This window comes from Micromonospora yasonensis (assembly GCF_026013475.1).
Classification (GTDB): domain Bacteria; phylum Actinomycetota; class Actinomycetes; order Mycobacteriales; family Micromonosporaceae; genus Micromonospora; species Micromonospora yasonensis.
In genome coordinates this window covers 1-24087 of the sequence record NZ_JAPDPH010000098.1, presented here as the reverse complement: position 1 = coordinate 24087, position 24087 = coordinate 1, and the positions used below count along the sequence as shown (strand labels likewise).

Below are 24087 nucleotides of genomic sequence, written 5' to 3'. Positions count from 1 at the left end.
AGGGTGGTGTCCGCGCCGCCGCCGAGGCTCATGTTGGCCACCGCCGGCTTGATCGCGTTCTGGGTCACCCAGTCGACGCCCGAGACCACCCCGGCGGTGGTGCCGCTGCCCTGGCAGTTGAGCACCTTGACGGCGACCAGTTGCACGCCCTTGGCCAGGCCGTACGAGGAGCCGCCGACGGTCCCGGCGACGTGGGTGCCGTGGCCGTTGCAGTCGGTGTTGTTGGTGTCGGCCGTGTTGGTGCCCCAGGTGGCCCGGCCACCGAAGTCGCTGTGCGTGGTCCGGATGCCGGTGTCGATGATGTACGCGTGCACGTTGCTCGCCGTGCTCGGGTACGTGTACGAGTTGTCCAGCGGCAGGTTCCGCTGGTCGACCCGGTCCAGGCCCCAGGACGGCGGGTTCGTCTGGGTGCCGGCGATCGTGATGGTGTGGTTCTGTGCCACGTAGGCCACGGCGGGGTCGGCGGCCATCCGCGCGGCGGCCCGGGCGTCCACCCGGACCTCGAAGCCGCGCAGCGCGGCACGCCAGGTACGCGCCACCGTGCCGCCGTGCCGGCCGGTGAGCCGCTGGGCGGTGTCGGCGACCTGGGTGGGGGCGACCGTGGCGTCCTTCAGCACGACGAGGTAGCTGTCGGCCACCGCGGTGGCGCCTCCGGCACTGCGGATCACGCCGGTGGGTTCCGCGGCCGACGCGGGTGACGCGGCCGCGAGCATGGTCAGGGCGGCCACGCCGACGAGTACGGACCTGTGTGGGAGACCCATCTCCCTACCTCCTCCCGACCGGCCCGGGTCCGTCCGCCGGAGGAGGCGAATCGACGCTGACCGATCAACAAGAGGCTAGGTCCACGGTATGCGGACTGTGAACATTCCGGATGTGCCATAACGCCGATGGGATGACCCCTACGGGAGGGCGTACGGGACGAACCGGGGTCACGTCCCGGATTCCGTGGACGTCGAACTGGGCAAGGCTGAGGGCATGGACAGCCATCTCATCGTTCTGCTCCCCGTCGCCGTGGCCTGGACAGCCGCCGGCGTGGTGGCGGACGGTCTGCCCCGGCTGGACCGGGCCCGCGCCCTGCGCCGGCGTACCGGATGGTTGTCCGGCCTGACCCTCACCGGCCTGGCGCTGACCGCGGCGGTGCTGGTCGCGGGCCTGCTGAGCGCCGGGACGACGCCGATCGACCGGGCGGCCTCCGGCCTCCGCCTCGCGGCGGCCCCCGCGCTGGTCGTCGCGGCCTGCTCGGTCCGGCGGATCCGGCACCTACGCGCCGGCGCCGGTGCCTTCGCCGCGGCCCCGGACACGCCGGCCCCGCACGGGCTGCGCGCCGCGGCGGCCCACCCGCTGGTCGGGCTGCCGCTCCAGCTGACCGCGCTCGCGGTGCTCCCGGCCGTGGTCTCGGCGGCGGGCGTCGACCTGCTCGCCGCGCCGGCCGTGGCCGGCCCGACCATCACCGTCGCCGCGCTCGGTGCGGCCGTGATCGGGGTACGCCACGCGCTGCGGCACAACCGGCTCGCCGAGCGGGCCATGCCGACGGTGTCACCGCGACCGGCCGGTCCCCTGCACGTATAGCAGTTCGAGGATCGCCCGGGTCGCCTCGAACCAGCGGTCCAGCCAACCGGGCGGCGGGACGCTGCCCTTGGGCGGCAGCTCCATCAGCAGGCCGCGCAGCAACGGGTGGTCCACCAGGGACTCGGACTGCTCGGTCGGCCAGCCACTCGGCGGGAACGACGGTTCGGTGAGCGGGTTCGGGTCCAGCGAGGGCAGGGAGAGCGGCGGGGACGCCTGCTCCGAGGCGGCCGAGTCCCGGCCACCGATCTCGGTGTCGGCGGAGACCACCTCGGTCAGAACGCTGTCCCGGCGCGCCCCGCGGTACTTGCCGCCGAACCGCTCCGGCTTGCCCGGGCCGTTGGTGAGATTCTCTGAACCGATCGTCGTCATCCGTCTCGCCTGCCTCGTTCGGTTGCCGATCTGTGCGGTTCAACGAGGCGGGGCGGAACTGGCGACGGGTGACCGGAACGGCTGATCACGGAAGACGAAATGGTCCCGCCCGGCCACTCTGCCGGGCGGGACCACACTGTCGGTGCGGGGGGAGTGCCGGATCAGTCCCGGGCGAAGACGCCGTGTCTGGCGCCGGCGACGAAGGCGCGCCAGTCCATCGGGGCGAAGACCAGGGCAGGGCCCGTCTTGTCCTTCGAATCCCGAACCCCGACCGCCCCGGTCACATACGCGACCTCCACGCAGTTGTCACAGTTCGGCCCGCTCTTCGAGCTCTTGAACCACGTCGCCTGTGTCAGGTCCACGGGGAACTCCTTGGTCGCCATTTCCACAGCGGCTCCTCTGCCAGTTTTGCGATGTGTGCGATGGACTCCTCCGGGCGTATGGCCGCTGCTCGAATGTGATCGAAGATGAAGCTGTACTTCTGTAGTTCGTCGCTCTTCTCGAGGAAGAGCCCACCCGTGGCGTTCTCCGCGTACACGACATCGGGATCACTCGGTTCGGGGAAGCTGAGAATGGTGAAGGTGCCGTCCATGCCGGCGTGCGCTCCCACCTCGAAGGGCAGGACCTGCAACGTCACGTTCGGCAGTCGAGCCACCTCCACCAGCCGTTCGAGCTGGCCACGCATCACCGCGTCGCCGCCGACCGGCCGGCTCAGCACCGCCTCGTCGAGCACCACCCACAGATCGACCGGATCATCCTGGGTCAACAACGACTGACGGCCCAGACGGACACGCACCCGCTGTTCCACCTGATCGGCGCTGAAGTCCGGCCGAGCGGCGCGGATCATTGCCCCCGCGTACTCCTCGGTCTCCAGCAGGCCCGGCACCACCTGCTGCTCGTACGCCCGGATCGAGCTGGCCGCCGCCTCCAGCCCCACGTACGCCCCGACCAGCACCGTGCTGTACGGATGCCACCAGCCCTTCTGCCGGGCCTCGCGGGCGATCTGCACCAGTTCGTCGCTCTCCGCGCCGACCACCCCGTAGATGCGGAGCATGTCCCGCACGTCGCGGGGCGTGGCGGTGGTGTGGCCGGTCTCGATGCGGGAGATCTTGGAGGCCGAGCACTCCAGCTGCTCGGCGACCACCTCGATGGTGATCCCGGCGGCCTCCCGCTGGCGGCGGAGCTCCGCCCCCAGGCGTCGGCGCCGGATGGTCGGGCTGCGTCGTTCGCTCACCATGACGCCGCTCCGCGGGTCGCTGGGTGGCAACGCCGACTCCTCGCGCTACCGAGCCTGGCGGTTCGCTCGCTCTGCTCGCTCACCCGGCTACCTCCGGTCGCTCGCGCCCGGTTCGACACCCGGCCGGGGAGCGCGACCGTCGTACGGCGGGCCATCGTTCGCGGCAGGGGATGGTGCCGGTCGTCGACCGGCCGCGTCGGGCGAGACCGGCGTCCAGTGTGCCGCCCCGAGACCTGAGGCTTCAAGCGTCCCGTTCGCGTGTCCTGCTCGCGTATCAGCAAAACGCGACCTGCAACTTGCATGAAGCACGCCACTGGTGCAGTCTGTCGATATGGCACGGGTTACTCACCGTCTCCGCATGATCTCCGGGCGTGGTGATCCCACGGGTCGTGGGACGGCAGGAGGGGAGCCGTCCCGCGCCGTGCGACCTGCCCCGGGGTGAAGACCCCGCCGCTGTACGCCAGTTTGGCTGCGGCGGCGGGAGCGGTAACCGGGAGCAGCCGGGTGATGGTCGGGTGGCCCCCGCCACCGCGAGGACCACTCGACCAACACCGACACACCTGATCGGCCGGTCCAGGGCACGACCCCGGCCGACTAGTCCCCCGATCAGTCTTCCGCCGGCTCGCCAGCCGGCCGAACCTTCCCAGGAGCCCATGTGCTTCCCCGCTCCGGTGACGTACTGCACGTGACTCGCGCGGCGAGTGTCCAGTTCCTCCGACCGATCATGTTCCGGGTGATCCGGGTGCTCGACTGGCCGACCTACGACGGCTGGCTCTGGCTCGACGGCTACGAGTTGAACACGGCGGGGGACGCGGTCAACCGGCGGTCGATCTTCGTACAGCAGGACGGGCTGCGGCAGCACCAGGTCGCGCCGGCACCGCGCCAGCACACCGTCCGGACCAACCGGCGTCCGGTCGTCCGGACCCCGGTCCGGGTGGGCTGACCCGACGAATACCCAGGCCGGGGGCGTGCCGCCGCCATAGAATCGGTACGCCCACCCCGGCGAAGTCTCCACCCCGTGCGTCCCTGACCCTGAACCTGGGATGGTCATGGTCAATCTGCCCGCAGCACGGCGGCACCACCGGTCCCGTATCACCTACGCCCTCGGGCTCCTGGCGCTTCTCGGCACCGCGACCGCACTCGCGCTCGCGGTCCGCCACCCCGCCTTCTCCTCCACCGAGCAGCTGGGCGAACCCGTACCCGCTCCGGAGATCACCGTGGTCGAGGGCACCGTGCCACCCGCCGGCACGGAGGACGAGCCGGGCTGGGCTGGGGCGCCGGAGGCCGACCCGCACGGTGCCGGCCGGCCACCGAGCCAGGACCCGGCGGGCGCCGGCGCCGGGCAGGGCGCACTGGCCGACCCGCAGGGCGTACGGGACACAGACGTCGCCCGGTCGCTGTTCTACTCCGGGCTGCTCGGCCTCGCCATCTCACTGGCCGGGCTGGGCCTGGTCGGTACGAGACGCCGGCAGTGGTGACGGTCAGGGAGTAGGGGTTGCCGTCGGTGCGGTCGGCGGCGGTGTGCCGGCGCCCGTGGTCGGTGCCGTACGTTGGGCCACCACGAGGGTGACCCGCTGCCCGTCCGCGATCAGCTCGCCGGCCGCCGGGTCGGTCTCGATCACCGTGCCGGCCGGGCGATCGGACGCCCGGGTCCGGACCCGGTAGTCCACGCCGAGCCGGTCAAGGATCACGCGGGCCGCGGACTCCGGCAGCCCCACCAGGGGCGGCATCGGCACCTCGGCGCTCGTCGGGCTGGCCGAGGTGGTCGGTGGCGAGCTGCTCGGCGCGGCGCTGGTAGCCGAGGCGGTGGTCGGCACCGGCGTGGGCAACGGAGCGGGTCCCGGGTTCCGTTCGGCCGCGCGGAGCGCCAGCCAGACTCCCACGCCGATCAGGGCGATCAGCAGCAGGGCGAGGATCCCCAGCAGGATCGGCATCCACCAACGCCGAGCCGCCTGCTCCTCGGCGTACCACTCGGCACCGGGCTCCTGGTAGGCGGCCAGCCGCGTCGGCACCCCGGCCCGACCCGACCAGGCCGGCGGGGTGGGCGGCAGGGGCGCGGTCGCGTCGACCGGTTCCCGGTGGGCGTTCGCCCCGCCACCGGCCCGTGGCATCGGACGGGTCGCGTCCTGCGGTTCCCGCCCGGCCGCATCGCCGGCAGCCGGCATCGGCCGCGTGGCGTCGGCGTCCGAGTTTCCGCTGCTGGGCATCGCCCGCGTCGTGTCGGCGTCCCCGGCGGGTGGCTCCTGGCGGTCGTCGCTCATCGCACGTCCTCTCCCCACCGGGGTCGGGCACCCTGGCCCTCGGTCGTCCACGGTATCGGCCCGGGCAACCGCCGGCGCGGATCAGCGCGGCGAGCCGGGCGTCACGGGGTCGGCGACGGGTTGTCCACCGGCGCCGCCGACGGCGCGTCGCCGCAGGTGAGGACGACCCGGTCGTTCCAGTGGGCCGGTGCGCCGGCGGCCGGGTCCTGGCTGGTCACCGCACCCCGTCGACCGGTGCGGTAGCCCGGGTACAGGCCCGCGTCGACGAGATCGTCCGCCGCGTCGCCGCAGTCCAGTTCGGTCAGATCAGGTACCGAGACGGCCGGCGCGGACCCGGCGATCCAGAGGGTGACGGTCACGCCGCGCCGCACCGGCGTACCGGGCGCGGGGGAGGTGCGCAGGACGGACCGGTCGGAGCCGGTGCCAAAGATCAGCCGCCAGCCGAGCTTCCGGTCGCGCAGCTGCCCGCGGGCCGCCTCGAAATCGGTGCCCACCAGCTCGGGGACGGTCAGGCCCGCCGCGGTGGTGGTGCGCGTACCGGTGGGGCGCTGCGCGGGCGTGCTGGGCGGGGCGGCGGTCGAGGCCTCCCCGCTCGGCGCCGGCGGCGTGCTGGCGTTCGACACCGGACGATCCGGTTCACCGGCGAGCACCCAGCCGCCGCTCGCCCCGATCACCGCGAGCAGGACCATCGCCAGGCCACCGCCGAGGAGCAGCCTGGTCCGGTCCAGCCTCTGATCGTCGCGTACCCCGGCCTGCCGGTCGGGGTGCCCGTCGTCCGTCACTCGATCCACCGCCTCAGTCACCGGCGACCGTATCGGCCGCCACCAACCCGTCGGCGCCAAGGAGACGTCCCGTCACGACTCGCCGCGCCGACCATCGGACGCTACGCTGCCCGGCATGGCCAGACGGGGCTGGGGAGGATCAGTCGCCACCGCGCTCGGCGTCGCCGCCGGCACGGGGGCGGCACAGTTGGGTTTCGGCTACGGCCTGGGCATCATCAACTGGTCGTCGGCGGGCGGCACGCGGGTCGAGGCGGCCTGGGTGGCGAGCCTCGCCTGGGCCACCTGGATCTCCGCCACCTCGGTGGTCGCCGGCGCGGTCTGCGCCCACCGGCTGCGCGGTGCGGACGAGGAACCCGGCCGTACCCTGCGGAACCTCACCCTGGCCGTCGCCGCCGGGGTCGGCGCGCTGATCACCGTGCTGCTGGTCGCCGTACCGGCGAGAGGCGCCCGGGTGCCGGAAACCCTCTCCCCGCAGGCGGTCGCCGCCGGGTACGCCGCCGTCGGGCTGCTCGCCGGCCTGCTGCTGGCGGTCTGGGCGCTGCACTCGCGGGCGGCCGCCGGCAATCTCGTCGCCACCACCGGCTGGCTCTGGCTGCTCGCCGTGGTGTCCGTGGTCGACGGGGTGCTCGCCGGCCGGGGGCTGACCACCGCCCAGCTCGGCATCTGGCAGATCAGCGCGGACAGCGAGCGGCTCTGGATCCGTGACTACTTCTACTGGCCCGGTGCCCTGCTCGCGCTGGGCTCCGCCCTGCTGATCGGCGTGCTGGCCGCCCGGCGTACCGCCCGGCTGCCGGAGCGGCGTCTCGGGGCGGCGGCCTCCGGGGCGGCCGGTCCGATCCTCGTCGCGCTGGCCTACCTGCTGGCCGTACCGAGGCTCGCGGCGATCGCCCCCGAGCAGCTGTCCGCCCACCTGATCGCCCCGTACGCGGTGATCGCCGGGTTCGGTGGCTCGGTGTTGGCGGCCGTGCTGGCCCAGCGGGCCGAACTCCGGGCCGCGCGGGCCGCCGTGGCACTGCCCCGGCAGCGCACCGACGAGCCGGCCGGCCTGCCCGGGCCGGAGCCTGATCCGCCCAGCGCGGGGTCGGCCGCCGAGGGTACGGAGGCGACCTCCCCCGGCGTTGCGCCGGCCGGGCCGGACCCGGAGGCGGCCACGAGCACCGACCGCGCCAGGTCGGCCCGGGCCACCGGCGGTCGGGGTCGCGCCGTCCCGTCCCAGCGGAAGCCGTCCGACCAGCCCGCCCTCGAATCCGGCAGCCAGGACGCCTCCGACGTCGCGCCGACCGAGGAGGTGCGTGCGTCGAACGCCGAAACGACCGCGCCGACCACCGGGCCGAAGCCGCGCCGCCGCGGCCGCTGACCGCCGGCGGCGACGGATCGTACCGCCGCTGCGGCGCGACCGCGAGGCGGCGTCAGTCCACCGGCCAGGTGTGCACGGGCTCGTTGCCGCGCTGGAGTTCGGCGTACCGCTGGACCATGTGGTGCAGCGCCGCCTCCCGGTCCATGCCCCGGTGCCGCTCGGCCGCCCAGACCGTTTCGGTCTGCCAGACCGCCCCGTTGCGGCCGGTACGGCAGCGCTGCTCGATGACGCCGAGGAGGCGGTCCCGCTCGGCGGGGGCGACGCCGAACCGGTCGAGGCCCTGCGCGGCCTTCGGGAGCAGGACGTCGAGCACGAGCTTGGTCACCGGCACCTCGCCGAGCCGCGGCCAGTGCAGCACGGCGTCGATGCCTCGCCGGGCGGCGGCGTGGAAGTTCTCCTCGGCGGAGCTGAAGGTGAGCTGGCTCCAGATGGGCCGGTCCGCCTCGGCGAGCCCGCGGGCGAGTCCGAAGTAGAAGGCCGCGTTGGCGAGCATGTCCACCACGGTCGGGCCGGCCGGCAGCACCCGGTTCTCCACCCGCAGGTGGGGGCGGCCGTTCATGATGTCGTAGACCGGCCGGTTCCACCGGTAGACGGTGCCGTTGTGCAGCCGTAGCTCGGCCAGCTGGGGCACCCCGCCGGCGTGCAGCACGGCGACCGGGTCCTCGTCCTCGACGATCGGGAGCAGCGGCGGGAAGTAGCGGACGTTCTCCTCGAAGAGGTCGAAGATCGAGGTGATCCAGCGCTCCCCGAACCACACCCGGGGGCGTACGCCCTGGGCCTTCAGCTCGTCCGGCCGGGTGTCGGTGGCCTGCTCGAACAGCGCGATCCGGGTCTCCGCCCAGAGCTGACGCCCGTAGAGGAACGGCGAGTTGGCCCCGACGGCCACCTGCACGCCGGCGATCGCCTGGGACGCGTTCCAGTAGTCGGCGAAGCTGTCCGGCGCGACCTGGAGATGGAACTGGAGGCTGGTGCAGGCGGCCTCCGGGGCGATCGAGTCGGTGGCCGTACGGAGCCGCTCGACGCCGCGGATGTCCAACTCGAAGGCCTCGCCCCGGGCGCCGACGATCTGGTCGTTGAGCGCACGGTATCGCTCGTCGGTGGAGAGATTGTCCGCGACCAGGTGGCGCTCGGTCAGCGTGGGCAGGATGCCGACCATCACGATCTTGACGCCGGACTTGGCGGCCCGTTCGTCGGCCCGGGCCAGGCTGCCGCGCAGGCCCTGCTCGTAGTCGGCGAAGCCGGTGCCCTCGATGAGCCGGGGCGAGGCGTTCAGCTCCAGGTTGAACTGCCCCAGCTCGGTCTGGAAGAGCGGGTCGGCGATGTCGGCGAGGATCTGGTCGTTGCGCATGGCCGGCTCGGCCGCGGAGTCGACCAGGTTCAACTCGATCTCCAGCCCGGTCATCGGGCGGTCGGCGTCGAAGCCGAAGTCGTCCAGCATCAGCGCGAAGACGTCCAGGCACCGCCGGACCTTCTGCCGGTAGCGGACCCGGTCCTCCCGGGAGAAGGCGCCCTGCTCGACGTCTCTACCCATCTGCCCTCCCGGCGCGAAGCGCAACGGAACCGTACCGCTCCGGAACGCGTTGTGAACCATTCACGTTAAGTGCGACCGACCCACCGGAACCAGAGGTGCCGGGCACAGGTGTGGACTCCTACCCAGCCGGGACCCGTCGCACCACAGGTAACCTGCGAACAAGCCGTGACAAATCACACCGGGCGAACAAGCCGAACGGGCCCGTACCGTCGGGTGACGGCCACGGGCCCGGAGGCGTACGTCAAGGGTCAGGCCTGGCGGATGGCCTCGCCCTCGATCTCGATCTTGATCTTCTTGCCGACCAGGACGCCGCCGGTCTCCAGGGCGACGTTCCAGGTGAGGCCGAACTCCTCGCGGTCGATCTCGGTGCTCGCGGAGAAGCCGAAGATGTCCTGGCCGAACGGGCTGCGGCCGACGCCCTCGAACTCGACCTCCAGGTCCACCGGGCGGGTGACATCCTTGATCGTCAGTTCGCCGGAGAGGACGAACTCGTTGCCGTTCCGCGACTTCACGCCGGTGCTGCGGAACTCCAGGGTCGGGAACTTCTCGACATCGAGGAAGTCGCCGCTGCGCAGGTGGGCGTCCCGGTCGGCCTGGGTGGTGTCGATGCTGGCGGCCTGAATGGTGGCGGTGACCGAGGACTGCATCGGGTCCTCCGCGACGGTGATGGTGGCGGCCGCCTCGCCGAACTCACCGCGTACCTTGCTGACCATCATGTGCCGGGCGACGAACCCGACGCGCTTGTGAGCGGCGTCCAGCAGGTAGGTGCCGGCGGCCGGGATGGTGAGGCCGTCCCAGTCGCGGGTAACCGCTTCGGTGCTGCTGGTCATGGTGCTGTCCTCCAGGGGAGATTGTTTAGTAGCCCAACGACTGACTGAGCAACTATAGGCACAGCAATATTCCGTGTGTCAAGGACTGCTAGGATGAACCCGTGGACAAGAACGTGTTCGACGACCCGCGGATCACCGCCATCGGCCTGCTCTTCGAGGCGAGCGCCGGGCTGTCGGCCCGGTTCGCCGCCCAGTTCGAGGAGCACGGCCTCTCCCCGGTCGAGTTCGAGGTGCTGATGCGGCTCACCCGCTCACCGGGTCACCAGCTGCGGATGACCGACCTCGCGGCGCAGACCTCCCTCTCCACCAGCGGGGTGACCCGGGTGGTCGACCGGATGGAACGCGACGGCCTGCTCCGCCGCAAGGCCTGTCCCTCCGACCGGCGCAGTTCGTACGCGGTGGTCACCGCCGCCGGCCTGGCCCGGCTGGACGAGACCCTGCCTGGGCACGTGCAGATCATCGAGCAGTGGTTCACCGGCCAGCTCGAGCCCGCCGCGCTGGACGCCCTTCTCGACGGCCTGCGCCGGGTCCGGGACGCGGTCCACCCGGGCGCGACCGCCGGGAGCACCGACCCTGCCCCGACCGAGGTGCCGACCGCCGCAGGCTGCTGAGTCGGCGGTTCCGGGAACACCATCGGGTCACCGGCAGAAAGACCGGCAGAACCCGCTAAGAACCCGGACATAACCCTACGGAATCCCCCAAGCCGCCTCGGCGCCCTGGATAGGCTTCCCACGAGCGGGGGCGCACCGGGGGGTGCCGGCGCGAGCGATGAGCGAGGGGCAACACCAGGGGGCTTCTTCGCTCGCGCCACCCCCGCTCCCCTCGCCCCGGCGCGCCGCGACCGATCAGCGCTTGCGCCCGGCCACCAGCGCGTAGAGCAACTCCTCCTCGCGGGGCAGCAGGCTGATACCGCTCGAGCGACGCGCCCGGTCCAACCGGCCGAGCACGGCCACGTCGGCCGTGCTCGCCGCGAGCCCCACCAGCGCCTCGATCAGGTCCCGGCCGTCGACCGCCGTGGCGGCGGCCGCCTCGAACCACTCGGCCGCCAGCTCCCGGTCGTTCCGGCGCAGCGCGACCTGCCCCTCGATCAGCGCACAGACCGTGTCCTCCGGCCGGCGGGCCCGGGCCCCCTCGGCGGAGCCCATCCCGGCCGGCAACCACTGCCCCGGCACGGACAGGGCGGGCCGCAGCTCGGCCACCACCGCCAACGCCTCCGCCGCCCGCCCCTCCTCGGCCAGGGCCAGCCCGACCGTGCCGAGCACCCGGCGGCGCTGCCCCGGATCGCCCAGCTCGGCCAGGGCCGCCGCCACCCGCCGGCCCTGCTCGACCGCGTCGACGTGCCGGCCCTCAAGACGGGTGAGCTCGGCCAGGTTGGCCCGGGCCTGCAACCGGAGCCGCTGGTCCCCGCACTCAGCGGCCAGCCGGTCCACCGTGGCCAGTCGCCGGCGCGCCCCGGCCAGGTCGCCCACCCGTACGTCGTGCCAGGTCAGATGCGTCTGGGCGACCGCCGTCTCGCGTACCCGGCCGTGCCGAGTGGCCACCTCCAGCAGCGCCTGCGCCTGCTCCCGGGCCTCGTCGTGCGCACCGGCGGCGGGCAGCAGCGCGCAGAGCACCGAACGGGCCGACAGCTCGCCGGTCACCTCGCCGGCCCGGTGGAAGGCATCCAGCGCGGCCCGCGCCCCCGACAGCTCCTCCGGGCCCGCGCCGTGCTCGGCGGCCAGCCGGGCCACCCCGAGCATCGCCCAGGCCCGCAGCACCGGATCGGCGTCGGCGGTACGCGGGTCGGCCAGCAGCCGGTGCAGCCACCGCCGGCCGGAGACGTCCCGTCCGCGCAGCCGCCACCAGCGGGGCAGCCCCGCCGCCAGGCGCAGGGCGGTCGTCGGGTCGTGCTCGGCGGCGTACCCGAGCGCGGCGATGATGTCACTGGTCGTCTCGTCCAGCACCCGTACGGCGGCCGGCACGTCCGCGCCGACCAGGTTCGGGGCGGTCCGGCGCACCAACCCGGCGACGACCAGGGCGTGCCGGTGCCTGATCCGGGCCAGGTCGCCCTCGCCGGCGGCCTGCTCGGCGGCGAAGTCGCGGACCGCGTCGAGGAGGCGGAACCGGAACGGGCCGGTACCCCGCACGTTGAGCAGGCCGAGTTCGCGTAGCCGGTCGAGCAGCGGAACAACGTCCTGCCGGTCGCCGCCGTCGGCGAGCAGTTCCTCGGCCAGTTCCACCGACCACCGGTTGCGGAACGCGGAGAGCCCGCGCAGCGCCGCTCGTTCCTCCCGCGCGAGCAACCGGTAGCTGGTCGCCACCGCCTCCCGCAGGGTCACCGATGCCGCTGGCCGGTCGGCCGGTCGCCAGCCGGAACGGCCACCGGTGGCGAGGTCGAGGACGCGGTCGCCGTACCGGTCGAGCAGCTCGGTGACGTCGAGGATCCGGCCGCGGGCCGCCATCAGCTCGATGGCCAGCGGCAGCCCGCCGAGCCGGCGGACCAGGTCGGCGAGCGCCGGCAGCTCGGCCGGGGTGGGCGGCTCGGGCCGCACCTGGGCGAGCCTCGCGGCGAAGAGCGCGGTGGCCGGCCACCGGGCCAGTTCCGCCGGCTCCGCCGGGGTCACCCCGACCGGCGGTACGTCGAGCGGCGCGACCGGGCGGACCAGCTCGCCGGGCAGGCCGACCGGACGGCGGCCGGTGACCAGCACGCGCAGCGTCGGCGCGGTGGCGACCAGCGCGGCAACCGCCTCCGCCACCGGCTCGGGCGCCCGTTCCACCGCGTCCACCAGCAGCAGGGCCGGCCGGTCGTCGAGGTGGCCGGCGAGATCGGCCAGCCGGTTCACGCCGAGGACCGCGACCGAGGCGGCGAGCACGTCGGTGGCGTCGGATCCCTCGCCGACCAGCACCCCGGCGACGCCGGCCGGGTGGTCGGCGGCCACCGCGTACGCGACGGTGAGGGCGAGCGCGGTCTTGCCGACCCCGGCCAGCCCGACCAGGCTGACCACCGGGTGTTCGGTGCCCAGCAGGGCGGCCACCTCGGTGACGTCCTGGTCCCGGCCGACCAGTGGGACCGGCTGGGGCAGCGCGATCGGCGTACCGGATGAGGCGACGGAGCCGGTGCCCGGAAGCTGCGGCGCGCCGGCCGGCCGGGCCGCGGCGAGGAACGCCTGCCGGTCGGCACCGGCCAGGCCGAGGGCGTCGGCGAGCAGGTCGACGGTGGTGCGCTGGGGTCGGGCCGACCGGCCCCGCTCCAGATCACGGACGGTCCGCACGCCGACGCCGGCCCGGGCCGCCAGCTCGGCCTGGGTCAGGCCGGCGCCGAGCCGGTGCCCGCGCAGCAGATCGGGCAGCGGGGTACGACCGCCGGGGCTCCGCGAACGATCATGATCCGGAGTCATGGGCACGAAGCGTACGGAGCGGGTCCGACGCGCCACAGTCCATCGTCGGGGAGCCGACCGTCCGGCGCGGGTATCCGACAGACGGACGACCCGCCCAGGCCCGGACCGGCCCGGGCGGGTGACGCCTCACATGCCCAGGTCGCGGGCGATGACCATCCGCTGCACCTCGCTGGTGCCCTCGCCGATCTCCAGGATCTTGGCGTCCCGCCAGAAGCGGGCCACCGGGTACTCGTTCATGAAGCCGTAGCCGCCGTGGATCTGGGTGGCCTCCCGGGCGTTGTCCACCGCGATGGTGCTGGCGTGCAGCTTGGCGATCGCGGCCTGCCGCTTGAACGGCTCGCCGGCCAGCATCCGGGCGGCGGCGTCGTAGTACGCCAGCCGGGCGGTGTGCGCCTTCAGCTCCATGTCCGCGATCTTGAACTGGATCGCCTGGTAGTTGCCGATCGGCTGGCCGAAGGCCTGGCGCTCCTTGGCGTACTTGATCGACTCGTCGACGCAGCCCTGGGCGAGGCCGACGGCGAGCGCGGCGATCGCGATCCGCCCCTCGTCGAGGATGCGCAGGAACTGGGCGAAGCCCCGGCCGCGCTGGCCGAGCAGGTTCTCCGCCGGCACCCGGCAGTCGTCGAAGATCAGCTCGTGGGTGTCCGAGGCGGTCCAGCCGACCTTGGAGTAGCCGGGCGCGACGCTGAAGCCGGGCGTGCCGGACGGGACGATGATGGTGGAGAGTTCCTTCGAGCCGTCCGACTTGGTCCCGGTGACGGCGGTGACGGTGACCAGCGCGGTGATGTCGGTGCCCGAGTTGGTGATGAACGCCTTCGAGCCGTTGATCACCCATTCGTTCGTCTTCTCGTCCAGCACCGCCCGGGTCTGGGTGCCGCCCGCGTCCGAGCCGAAGCCCGGCTCGGTCAGCCCGAAGCCGGCCAGCGCCTCGCCGCTGAGCAGCTTCGGCAGCCACTGCGCCTGCTGTTCGTCCGTGCCGAACCGGTAGATCGGCATCGCACCCAGGGAGACCGCCGCCTCCAGGGTGATCGCCACGCTGGAGTCGACCCGGGCCAGCTCCTCCAGCGCCAGGCAGAGCGCGAAGTAGTCGCCGCCCATGCCGCCGTGCTCCTCGGGGAAGGGCAGGCCGAACAGGCCCATCTTCCCCATCTGCCGGATGATCTCGTACGGGAAGGTGTGCTGCTCGTAGTGCTCGGCGATGGCCGGGGCAACCACCTCGCGGGCGAACTCCCGCACGCTCTCCCGCAGCGCCTCTTGTTCCTCGCTGAGCCGGAAGTCCATCTGCTCCTCCTGTCAGAGCCGGTTAGGTGGATCGGCCGCCGGGCGCTCGTGCCGCCGGGACGGGGTTGTGCTGCGGGGATGCTCAGACCGGGGTGACGCCGTGCCGGCGCTTCGAGAAGTGCCGCTCCTTGCCCCGAGCGGCGGCGAACCGGCGGACCAGCTCGGCGCGGAGTTCGTGCGGCTCGACGATCGCGTCGACCACCAGCTCACTGGCGAGCCGGACGATGTCGATGTCCCGCTCGTACTCCTCGCGCTTGGCGGCGACGAAGGCGGCCCGGTCGGCCTCGTCCTCGATCGCGGCGATCTTGTTGGCGTAGACGGCGTTGACCGCGGCCTCCGCGCCCATCACCGCGATCTTGGCCGTGGGGAGGGCGATCGTCGCGTCCGGCTCGAAGCCGGGGCCGGCCATCGCGTAGAGACCGGCGCCGTACGCCTTGCGGACCACCACGCAGATCTTGGGTACGGTCGCCTCGGAGATCGCGGTGATCATCTTGGCGCCGTGCCGGATGATGCCCTGCTTCTCCACCGCGCTGCCGACCATGAACCCCGGCACGTCGCTGAGGAACAGCAGCGGCACGTTGAACGCGTCGCAGAGCTGCACGAAGCGGGTCGCCTTGTCGGCCGAGTCGACGAAGAGCACGCCGCCCTTGAACATCGAGTTGTTGCCGACCACGCCGACGACCTCGCCGTTCAGCCGGCCGAAGCCGATGGTCAGCTCCTTGGCCCAGAGCGCCTGGATCTCGAAGAAGCTGCCCTCGTCGAGCAGGCCCTTGACGTACCGGCGCATGTCGAAGGCCTGCCGCTCGCTGGCCGGGACCAGCGCGGCCAGGTCGGCCTTCTCCGGCGCCGCCACGGCCTCGGCCGCGGGCGGCTGCTGGGTCCAGTTGGCCGGCAGGTAGGACAGGTAGCGCCGGACCACGTCGAGCGCCTCGGCCTCGGTCTTGCAGAGGAAGTGCCCCACGCCGGACTCGGCGCAGTGCACCTTGGCCCCGCCCATCGCCTCCAGCGTGGTCTTCTCGCCGGTGACCATCTCGACCATCCGGTCGGAGCCGAGGTACATGCTGGCGTTGCCGTCCACCATGGCGACCACGTCACAGAACGCCGGGATGTACGCCCCGCCCGCCGCGCTCGGCCCGAACAGCGCGCAGACCTGCGGGATCGAGCCGGAGGCGCGTACCTGGTTCCAGAAGATCTTGCCGGCGCCGCGCCGGCCGGGAAAGAGCTCGACCTGGTCGGTGATCCGGGCCCCGGCCGAGTCGACCAGGTAGACCATCGGCACGCCGGTCGCGTACGCCCGCTCGATGATCCGGATGATCTTCTCGACGGTCCGCGCGCCCCAACTGCCGGCCTTGACCGTGGAGTCGTTCGCCATCAGGCAGACCTGGCGGCCGTCGATGGTGGCGGTGCCGGTGACCACGCCGTCGGCCGGCAGCCCCTCGGCCAGCGCGTTGGCGTAGAGGCCGTCCTCGACGAAGGAACCCTCGTCGACCAGGAGCGCGACCCGCTCGCGGGCGAACAGCTTGCCCTTGGCGGCGTTCGCCGCATGGTACTTGTCCGCACCGCCGGCCTTGGCGCGCTTGCGCAGCTGCTCCAGTGCCTCACCGTCGAGCGTCACGCCGACTCCCTCGCCACCCGCGCCCGTGAGCGCGCCGACCGACCTGAACGATCGTTAGGCTAGCGCATCCCGGCCACCTCCGGCGACCCCACCGGCCGCCGGCCGAGGCGATGCCGGCGGCCCGGTTGCGAGCCGGCCGGCGAGGTGGCGACGACAGGGCGGATTCGGCCGTCGGGCCGCTTCGATGGACACGGGCGGGATGCCGGCGAGCCGCATCGACGGCGGGGCGGGGTCAGCCGGTGAAGGCGTCGGCGAGCGCCAGCGCGGCGGCCCGCACCCGCTCGTCGCCCAGTTCCTCGCGCACCCCGCGCACGTGCTCGGCGGCGAAGGGGGCGAGCAGGGTGTGCGCGTCGGCGGCCGGGTCCGCGCGCCCGGCCAGCAGCAGTGCGACGTGCCGGTGCCAGAACCGGTAGGCGCCGATCCGGTAGCGGGCGGGTCGCCGACCGGCTCACCGCCCTCGGCTACACCCACGTACGCAAGTACGCCGCGGGCATCGAGGACTGGGTCGCCGCCGGCCTGCCCACCGAGTCCGGCACCCGCACCCGCTGACCCGCGTCCCCGCCAGCTCCACGCACCCGCTCCCACGTTGTTGATCAAGGGGTTTGCGTCTGTTCGGCCACGGATCCAGACGCAAACCCCTTGATCACCCGGGGTCAGTGGGGGGTGAGGCGGGTACGGGGGCCGGCGCGGAGGACGCCGCTCGGGAGCTTCTTGCCGACCAGGTCCTCGGCCAGCTCGGCCGCCTCGATCAGGGCGTCCAGGTCGATGCCGGTGTCGATGCCCATGTCGTGCAGCATGTGCACCGCCTCCTCGGTGGCCAGGTTGCCGCTGGCCCCCGGGGCGTACGGGCAGCCGCCGAGGCCGCCGACGCTGGCGTCGAACTCGGTGACGCCCAGCTCCATGGCGGTCAGCAGGTTGGCCAGGGCGGTACCCCGGGTGTTGTGGAAGTGCAGCAGCACCGGGATGTGGGCGTTCCGGTCCCGCACCGCGGTGACCAGCTCGCGGACCCGCCGGGGCGTACCCATGCCGGTGGTGTCGCCGAAGGCGACCCGGTCGGCGCCGTCCCGGACCACCCGGTCGACGATGCCCGCCACCCGCCGCGGATCGACGTCCCCCTCGTACGGGCAGCCGAAGCTGGTCGCCACGATCACCTCGGCCCGGGCACCGGCGCCGTGCAGCAGGTCGATCAGCTCGGCGATGTCGTCCAGCGACTCGTCGGTCGACCGGTTGACGTTGCGCCGGTTGTGCGTGTCGCTGGCCGAGACCACCACCTCGATCTCGGTGAAGCCGGCGGCCAGGGCCCGCTGCGCGCCACGGGTGTTCGGCACCAGGGCCGAGTACCGCACTCCGTCCACCTTCGCGGCCCGCTGCCACACCTCGTCGGCGTCCGCCATCTGCGGGATGGCCTTCGGATGTACGAAGGAGACGGCCTCGATCCGCTGGACGCCGGTACGCGACAGCGCGTCGAGCAGCCGCACCTTGGCCTCGGTGGGGATCGGATCCTCGTTCTGGAGCCCGTCCCGCGGCCCGACCTCCCGGATCGAGACGAAGTCCGGCAGTTCCGCCATAAGGGGTCACCTCACTGTGACGGTGGATGGGTGCCCTCCAGCATGTCACCCGGGAGGTGTGCGCGGCGGTCGCACACCTCCCGGGACGGGTCAGCGCATCCGGGAGACGATCCCGGTGTCGTAGTCGCCGGAGAGGAACTCGGCGTTCTCCAGCAGCTCGGCGAAGAACGGGAGGTTGTTCTTCGGGCCGGCGATCTCGAACTGCGCGACCGCGGCCTTCGCCCGCTCGACGGCCTCCTCGCGGGTGACCCCGCTGACGATCAGCTTGGCCATCAGGCTGTCGTAGAACGGGGTGACCGTGTTGCCGGCGACGTAGCCGGAGTCGACCCGGACGCCCTCGCCGGCGGGCTCGTTCCAGGTGGCGATCGCACCCGGGCCGGGCAGGAAGCGCTTCGGGTCCTCGGCGTTGATCCGTAGCTCGATCGCGTGCCCGTGCGGGGCGAGCGCGTCCGGGTCGAAGGTCGGGGCCAGGCCGGCCGCCACCCGCAGCTGCTCCTCGACCAGGTCGATGCCGTAGACGTACTCGGTGACCGGGTGCTCGACCTGGAGCCGGGTGTTCATCTCCAGAAAGAAGAACTCCCCGGTGGTGGGGTCGAGCAGGCACTCCACCGTGCCCGCGTTGCGGTAGTTGACCGCCTCGCCGGCTCGCACGGCGGCGGCCAGGAACCGCTCCCGCAGCGCCGGGGAGACCGCCGGGGACGGGGACTCCTCGACCAGCTTCTGGTTGCGCCGCTGCACCGAGCACTCGCGCTCGCCGAGGGCCACCACCCGGCCGTCGGCGAGGCCGAGGATCTGCACCTCGACGTGGCGTACCCGGGGGAAGTAACGCTCGATCAGCACGGAGCCGTCGCCGAACATCCGCTCCGCGAACGAGCGGACCTTGTCGTACTCGGTGCGCAGCGCGGCCTCGTCGTTCGCCACGCCCATGCCCATGCCGCCGCCACCGGCCGCGGCCTTGACCATCACCGGGTAGCCGATCTCGCCGGCGGCGGTGAGCGCCGCGTCCAGGTCGGCCGCCGGTTCGGTGGTGCCGGGCGCGACCGGCACGCCGGCCGCCGCCATCAGGTTCCGGGCGTTGATCTTGTCGCCCATCGCGGTGATCGCGTCCGCACCGGGCCCGACCCAGATCAGGCCGCTGGCCTCGACGGTACGGGCGAAGTCGGCGTTCTCCGACAGGAAGCCGTAGCCGGGGTGGATCGCCTGGGCGCCGGTGCTCTTGGCGGCGGCGAGGATGGCCGCCACGTTCCGGTAGCTCTGCGCCGGGTTGGCCGGGCCGACGCAGACCGCCTCGTCGGCCTCGGTCACGAACGGCAGGCCGGCGTCGGCCTCCGAGTGCACCGCGATCGCCCGGATCCCGAGCCTCCTCGCGGTACGGATGATCCGGCGCGCGATCTCGCCCCGGTTGGCGATCAGCAGCGACTCGATCATGTTCTCCTCCAGCGTCCGTTGGTGGGGACGGCTGTCAGGTAACCATGGGCCGCCGGTTACCCACGAGTCGCCCCGACTACGGAGAAGGCGGCCGAGGTCAGGCGGGGTCGGTGGGGGCCAGCAGGGCGGCGAGCGTCGCGCCGCGCAGCAGCTCGGCCCGGCGCCGGCGGTCCACCTCGCCGCCGAGGAACGGGGTGGAGTTCATCAGGCCGAAGGCCGCGTGGGCGAGCACCCGCGCCTCGCCGTCCGGCAGGCCCAGATGCAGCGCGGTCAGCACGGTCACCCACTCCTCGACGTACAGCCGCTGGAGCCGGCGGATCCGGCGGCGCGGCTCGTCGGGGAGACGGTCCAGCTCGTGCAGGTGCAGGGCGATCACCGCCGGGTTGGCCAGCGCGAAGTCGACGTGGAAGTCGATCAGTGATTCCAGTGTGCCGCGCGGGTCGTCCGGGTGGTTGGCGGACCGCTCCCGGCCTCCCGCGAGAAGCCCCTCGCTGACCGGGATCAGCGCGGCGACCAGCATCGCCTCCTTGCCGGCGAAGTGGTGGTAGAGCGCCGGGCCGGTGACGCCCGCGGCCGCGCCGATGTCGTCCATCGACACACCGTGGTAGCCGCGGGCGGCGAAGAGTCCGACCGCGATCTCCAGGATCTCGTCTTTCCGGGACCGGCGTCGGCCCACACCCGTCGCGCCGTGTGCCGCGCCCCGCGCCTGCTGTTCCACCGCCACCGGGCCAGCCTAGACCTCGCCCGCGACACGGTGGAGACATGGTTACCCGTCAGTCGCCTCACACCGGCTGCCGGTTGATCGACTCCGTCTGCGGGGCAGGCCGGGGTATCCGGATCGCCGGATACCCCGGTTTGCGCCATACCGAGGCGCCCTTGTCCGGAGCCGGCCCCTCAGTCCTCCTCCTCGATGCCGTGCTCGGCGCGGATCTTCGCGGCCTCGGCCGAGCGACCGAGATCGTCCAGGGCACGGGCCAGCAGCCAGGCGGCCTGGGCGGCCGGACGGGAGCCGGTGGGCAGCCCGCCGAGCACCGGGCGCAGCAGGCGCTCGGCCTCCTCGGGCCGGCCGTCCCGCAGCAGCAACTCCCCGGTAAAGACCTCCACCTGCGCCGCCTCGCCGAACGCCTCGATCGAGCGGAGCCGCTCGGGTACACCGGTCACCCGGTCCAGCGCGGCGGTCAACCGGTCCTCGGCGGTCAGCACCCGGGCCACCGCGTCGGCGGCCATCGCCCGCTCGTACGTCAGCACGGGCGGCTCGTCGGGTAGGCCGGCGAGCGCCCCGGCGGCCTCGTCGACCCGCTCGATCGCGGCCACCGCGGCCGGCAGGTCACCCGACCAGTGCAGGGCGAGCAGCTCCCGCCGCCGGGCACGCAGCTCGTCCACCGGGTGCCCGGCCAGCCGGTACGCGGTGGCCGCCGCGGCGAACTTCTGCGCGGCCACGGCGTCCCGGTCGGCGTCGTAAAGGATGCCGCCGGCCTCCTCCAGCACCTGTGCCCGGTTCGGGAGATTGTCCGGCCCGTCCAGGTTCTCCGCGAGCTGGTCGAGCAGCGCGAGCGCCGCGTCGATCTCGCCGAGCCCCTGGTAGACACCGGCCAGCAGATGCCGGCACCGGTCGGCCTCGGCCTGCGCGCCGGCCCGGTCCAGCCCGAGCACCGCCTCCTCGGCCACCTCGGCGGCCTCACCGAGCCGGCCGGCCACCCGGTAGGCGTTCGCCAGCTCCCAGCGGAGCAGCGCGTCCCCCGGCAGCCCCTGCTCGACGCAGAGGGTGACCGCCTCGGCGAGATCCTCCACCGCCTCCTCGGCCCGCTCGGCGGCGAGCAGCGCCCGCCCCCGGGTGACGCGTACCGGCAGCCGGGCGTCGGCCGGGGCGGACGCCAGCGCCTCGTCGCAGGCGACGACGGCCTCCGCCGGGTCGTCCACCGAGCGGGCGTACGCCAGGCAGGCGGCGGTCAACAGCTCGCCGTCGCCCAGCCCGCCAGCGAGCCGACGGGCGTGTGCCGCCGACTCCCGGAACTCCTCGGCCCGTTCCAGCTGCTCCAGCACGTGCGTGCGGTGCAGCGCCACCCGGCCGGCCAGCCACGGGTCGACGTCGACGTCGGCGGTGGCCCGGTCGAGCGCGTCCAGCGCGTCCGCCCACCGCTCCTGGTGCACGTGGGCCAGGGCCAGCCGGTCCCAGGCGGCGGCCCGCTCGCGCTGGTCGCCGTGCGCGGCGAGGTGCTCGGCCGACTCCCTGGCCAGGGCAAGCCCCTCCGCCGCGCCCTCCTCGGTGGTGCAGAGCAGGACGCCCAGCCGGCCGGCCACCACCTGCGCCCGGAGCGGGTCCGGGACCGCCCGCCAGGCGGCCAGCGCGGCGCGGTTCGCCTCGATCGCCGTTCCCGCCGCGTCGCCGTCCCGTTCGGACAGCTCGCCGACGCGCAGCTCCAGCCGCCAGGCCCGGGTCGCCGGCGGCAGCTCGGCGTCGCCGTACCGCTCGTCGTACGCGCGCAGCACGGCGACCAGGTCGTCCCGCCGGTGGGTACGCCAGCACTCGTCGGCCAGGGCGAGCAGCTCGTCCGGCCCGGCCCGGTCCGGCACGGTGACCGGCATCGGGGCGGGCGCGGCCTGGGCCGGCTCACCGGTCCGCTGCGCGGGCACCGGCCGGCGGCGCAGGCTGGCGGAGAGCGGCAGGTGCTCACCGACCGGCCCGGCCGCGAGCCGCCGGGCGATCAACCCGGACTGGTGGGTGGTGCCGTTGCGCACGTCGAACCGCTCGGCCAGCGCGGTGGCCGTGCCGGCCAGCTCCTCGGCCAGCGTGCTCACCGGCACGTCGGCGGCCGGCCGGTCACCGGACGCCCGCCGGTGCACGGTCAGCTCGGCCGGCATCTGACGCAACGCCGCCGACGCGGCGGCCGCGAAGTGCATGGCGGCGGCCGGGGTGGGTGCCCGGTCGAGCCAGTCGAGGTGCCGCTCGACCAACTCCAGGGCGCGCGCCTCGTTGCCCGTCACGGTGCAGAACTCGATGTGGTCGGAGATCTCCCACAGGTCGGCGAGGCGCCCGCGCAGGCGCCGGTACGCCTCGCGGTGCGCGTTCCGCGCGGCGTCCGCCCGGCCGGTCTCCCGATAGGGCGTGAGCAGCGCGGTGAGGATCGCCTGCGGCTGCTCGGTGCAGCTCAGCCGGCCGGCGAGCACCGGCTCGGCCAACGCCACGGCCTCGTCGTGCCGACCGGTACGGGCCAGGTGCTCGACCTGGGTGGTCGGGTCGCAGCCCGCGCAGTCGGAGAGCGCGTCCCGGGGCGTGGTCATCCAGCGGCGGTACCACTCCGCCGCCTCCTCCTCGGCGCCCAGGTGCGCGGCGACCAGGTAGCGGTGCTTGTGGACGGCCTGCAGGGTGTGCCCGGACTCGCGGTAGCGCCGCTCCATGTCGTCGAGCACCGCGTACGTCCGGTCGAGCGGCAGCTCGGGGAACTTCAGCATCGCGGTGATCATGTACTTGAAGAACCAGAGCAGCTGGTGGGTGTAGCGCTGGTGGTAGGGCTGCGGGTCGCGGTCGTACTCGGCGAGGCACCAGGAGAAGGTGACGAAGGACTTCGCCGGCTCGCCGCCGTAGACGTAGGCGGTGGTGCCGGTGATCCGGGCGGCGAAGGCGAGGTGCCGGTCGTCGCTCACGTCGGCCCGCCGCAGCAACTGCTCCAGCGCGGCGATCTGCCCCGGCCCGTACGGCATGTTGTCGATCTCGTAGAGCATCCGCCAGAGGTCGTCGTCGCTCATGGCCTCACTCCCGTCCCGGTACGGCCCGGCCGAGCAGGCCGAGGAAGGAACTGTTCAACAGGGCGGCGTCCGCCGCCCGGATCGGATGGTGCCCGAGCAGCAGGGACTGCCCGTAGAGCGCCTCGACGGCCAGCCCGACCAGCTCCGGGTCGGTCAGCGTGGTGACCCGGCGGACCAGCGGGTTGCGGTGGTTGAGCACCAGTTGCGGCCGGTCCGGCGGGGCGGAGGCGGCCAGCGCGTCGAGCACCCCGCCCCACAGCTCGTCAGCCTTGTCCCGGCTCGCGGCGAGCTGGTCGTGGAACGCGGCCGAGCGGGAGACCAGGTAGAGCGCGGGCAGCGAGACCGGGTCGTACGCGCGGATCACCACCTCGCAGCCGAGCCGCTCCAGGGCTCGCTGCGCCCCGGCGAGGAACGGCCGCAGGGCCAGCTCGGTCTGCGGGTCGAGGATGTCGAAGCGGGTGGTGAGGTCGCTCGGCTCCAGCCGCTCGATGAGCACCGACCGGTCCACTGTGGGCAGCCGCTCGATCAGCTCGGTGTCGTACGTGTAGCCGCCGTTGACCACGGCCAGGTCCTGTGCCGCCGCGACCGCGGCGAGCTGGCGGAACTCGTCGAGGCTGGCGGCGTACCGGAGCACGCCGTGCCGCTGGCGGAACTCGGCGAGGGTGAGCGTGCCGACGTTGGTGTCCATCGGCCACCACTGGTCCACCAGGCGGAGCATCTCGTCGTCGTGCAGGGCGAGCGCCTTGACCCCCAGGTGGTGCACCTGGAGGAACTCGGCGAGCCGGCGCGGGTCGTGCTTGGCCAGCCGGACCAGCCAGCCCCGGACCTGGTCGCCGAGGGCCTCCCGGGTGGCGGTGAGCAGGGCGTCCTCGTAGAGCGCCTCGCGGCTCGCGGTGGGGCGCAGCTCGCTGGCGTCGACCACGCAGTGGGCGAAGAACGCCCAGTCGGGCAGCAGCCCGTCGGCGTGCTCGGTGAGCAGCATCCGCTTGAGGTAGACCCGGTGCCCGGCCCGGGCGGCCGGGTTCACCGGGGTGGGCAGGATGAAGGCCACGCCGGTGAGGCCGGCCTCGGGCACCGCCAGCGGCACCACGTCGAACGGTACGAAGCCGAGCACGTCCTGGGCGTACCGCTGGAG

The 24087-nt window shown here is 73.5% G+C and carries 22 protein-coding genes; 6 read left to right on the top strand and 16 right to left on the bottom strand.

Annotated features, from left to right (window positions below; all coding sequences use genetic code 11):
- Window positions 1-761 (bottom strand): S8 family serine peptidase (locus ONA70_RS20235; RefSeq protein WP_265008029.1); only part of this gene is annotated, 761 nt, incomplete at its 3' end.
- Window positions 762-945: 184 nt separating this feature from the next.
- Between ONA70_RS20235 and ONA70_RS20230 the strand changes: the two genes are divergently transcribed.
- Window positions 946-1569 carry a hypothetical protein gene (locus tag ONA70_RS20230; protein ID WP_265008028.1) on the top strand — a complete coding sequence of 208 codons (624 nt, stop codon included), beginning with the start codon at window positions 946-948 and terminating at the stop codon, window positions 1567-1569.
- Here ONA70_RS20230 and ONA70_RS20225 read toward each other — a convergent pair.
- From ONA70_RS20225 to ONA70_RS20215, 3 genes are all read right to left on the bottom strand, one after another.
- Window positions 1537-1938, bottom strand: coding sequence for a hypothetical protein (locus ONA70_RS20225; protein ID WP_265008027.1), 402 nt, complete (start codon window positions 1936-1938; stop codon window positions 1537-1539). The two genes, ONA70_RS20230 and ONA70_RS20225, sit on opposite strands and share 33 nt — an antisense overlap.
- A 161-nt stretch (window positions 1939-2099) precedes the next feature.
- Window positions 2100-2321: a DUF397 domain-containing protein gene (locus tag ONA70_RS20220; RefSeq protein WP_265008026.1), complete on the bottom strand. Its 222-nt coding sequence runs from the start codon at window positions 2319-2321 to the stop codon at window positions 2100-2102.
- Entirely contained in the window at window positions 2291-3172 is an 882-nt protein-coding gene (locus ONA70_RS20215; RefSeq protein WP_265008030.1) for a helix-turn-helix domain-containing protein, read from the bottom strand. The genes ONA70_RS20220 and ONA70_RS20215 overlap by 31 nt, the downstream gene beginning before the upstream one ends.
- A gap of 658 nt (window positions 3173-3830) precedes the next feature.
- On the opposite strand from ONA70_RS20215, the gene ONA70_RS20210 reads away from it, so the two are divergent.
- Together ONA70_RS20210 and ONA70_RS20205 are read left to right on the top strand one after the other, a co-directional pair.
- Window positions 3831-4118 (top strand): hypothetical protein, encoded by a 288-nt coding sequence (locus ONA70_RS20210; RefSeq protein WP_265008025.1) that lies wholly within the window; start codon window positions 3831-3833, stop codon window positions 4116-4118.
- A 100-nt stretch (window positions 4119-4218) separates the two neighbouring features.
- Window positions 4219-4653, top strand: coding sequence for a hypothetical protein (locus tag ONA70_RS20205; protein WP_265008024.1), 435 nt, complete (start codon window positions 4219-4221; stop codon window positions 4651-4653).
- Window positions 4654-4656: 3 nt separating this feature from the next.
- Here ONA70_RS20205 and ONA70_RS20200 read toward each other — a convergent pair whose 3' ends face one another.
- A complete protein-coding gene (locus ONA70_RS20200; protein WP_265008023.1) occupies window positions 4657-5436 on the bottom strand; it encodes a PASTA domain-containing protein in 780 nt (259 codons plus the stop codon).
- Between the two features lie 101 nt (window positions 5437-5537).
- Window positions 5538-6218 (bottom strand): PASTA domain-containing protein, encoded by a 681-nt coding sequence (locus ONA70_RS20195; protein WP_265008022.1) that lies wholly within the window; start codon window positions 6216-6218, stop codon window positions 5538-5540.
- Between the two features lie 115 nt (window positions 6219-6333).
- On the opposite strand from ONA70_RS20195, the gene ONA70_RS20190 reads away from it, so the two are divergent.
- On the top strand, window positions 6334-7575 hold the full coding sequence (locus ONA70_RS20190) for a hypothetical protein (protein ID WP_265008021.1): 1242 nt from the start codon (window positions 6334-6336) through the stop codon (window positions 7573-7575).
- A gap of 52 nt (window positions 7576-7627) precedes the next feature.
- Here the strand turns inward: ONA70_RS20190 and ONA70_RS20185 are convergent, their stop codons facing one another.
- On the bottom strand, window positions 7628-9106 hold the full coding sequence (locus tag ONA70_RS20185; RefSeq protein ID WP_265008020.1) for a glutamate--cysteine ligase family protein: 1479 nt from the start codon (window positions 9104-9106) through the stop codon (window positions 7628-7630).
- 248 nt (window positions 9107-9354) lie between these two features.
- A complete protein-coding gene (locus ONA70_RS20180; protein ID WP_265008019.1) occupies window positions 9355-9936 on the bottom strand; it encodes a YceI family protein in 582 nt (193 codons plus the stop codon).
- A gap of 101 nt (window positions 9937-10037) precedes the next feature.
- Here ONA70_RS20180 and ONA70_RS20175 point away from each other — a divergent pair, with 101 nt between their 5' ends.
- Window positions 10038-10547, top strand: a complete 510-nt coding sequence (locus ONA70_RS20175) for a MarR family winged helix-turn-helix transcriptional regulator (protein WP_265008018.1) — start codon at window positions 10038-10040, stop codon at window positions 10545-10547.
- A 234-nt stretch (window positions 10548-10781) separates the two neighbouring features.
- Here ONA70_RS20175 and ONA70_RS20170 read toward each other — a convergent pair whose 3' ends face one another.
- From ONA70_RS20170 to ONA70_RS20160, 3 genes are all read right to left on the bottom strand, one after another.
- Window positions 10782-13313: an ATP-binding protein gene (locus ONA70_RS20170; RefSeq protein WP_265008017.1), complete on the bottom strand. Its 2532-nt coding sequence runs from the start codon at window positions 13311-13313 to the stop codon at window positions 10782-10784.
- 126 nt (window positions 13314-13439) lie between these two features.
- Window positions 13440-14594, bottom strand: a complete 1155-nt coding sequence (locus ONA70_RS20165) for an acyl-CoA dehydrogenase family protein (protein WP_265008016.1) — start codon at window positions 14592-14594, stop codon at window positions 13440-13442.
- 82 nt (window positions 14595-14676) lie between these two features.
- Window positions 14677-16209, bottom strand: a complete 1533-nt coding sequence (locus ONA70_RS20160; RefSeq protein WP_265008015.1) for an acyl-CoA carboxylase subunit beta — start codon at window positions 16207-16209, stop codon at window positions 14677-14679.
- Between the two features lie 384 nt (window positions 16210-16593).
- On the opposite strand from ONA70_RS20160, the gene ONA70_RS20155 reads away from it, so the two are divergent.
- Window positions 16594-16758, top strand: coding sequence for a rhodanese-like domain-containing protein (locus tag ONA70_RS20155; protein ID WP_265008014.1), 165 nt, complete (start codon window positions 16594-16596; stop codon window positions 16756-16758).
- 104 nt (window positions 16759-16862) lie between these two features.
- Here ONA70_RS20155 and ONA70_RS20150 read toward each other — a convergent pair whose 3' ends face one another.
- The 5 genes from ONA70_RS20150 to ONA70_RS20130 all read right to left on the bottom strand — a co-directional run.
- Window positions 16863-17777 carry a hydroxymethylglutaryl-CoA lyase gene (locus ONA70_RS20150; protein ID WP_265008013.1) on the bottom strand — a complete coding sequence of 305 codons (915 nt, stop codon included), beginning with the start codon at window positions 17775-17777 and terminating at the stop codon, window positions 16863-16865.
- 90 nt (window positions 17778-17867) lie between these two features.
- Window positions 17868-19205 carry an acetyl-CoA carboxylase biotin carboxylase subunit gene (locus tag ONA70_RS20145; protein WP_265008012.1) on the bottom strand — a complete coding sequence of 446 codons (1338 nt, stop codon included), beginning with the start codon at window positions 19203-19205 and terminating at the stop codon, window positions 17868-17870.
- 97 nt (window positions 19206-19302) lie between these two features.
- Window positions 19303-19929: a TetR/AcrR family transcriptional regulator gene (locus tag ONA70_RS20140; protein ID WP_265008011.1), complete on the bottom strand. Its 627-nt coding sequence runs from the start codon at window positions 19927-19929 to the stop codon at window positions 19303-19305.
- A 170-nt stretch (window positions 19930-20099) separates the two neighbouring features.
- The gene (locus ONA70_RS20135) at window positions 20100-22952 is read right to left on the bottom strand and encodes a hypothetical protein (protein ID WP_265008010.1); all 2853 of its coding nucleotides are present in this window, start codon (window positions 22950-22952) and stop codon (window positions 20100-20102) included.
- Between the two features lie 4 nt (window positions 22953-22956).
- A partial coding sequence (locus tag ONA70_RS20130; RefSeq protein WP_265008009.1) for an HSP90 family protein occupies window positions 22957-24087 on the bottom strand: 1131 nt, incomplete at its 5' end.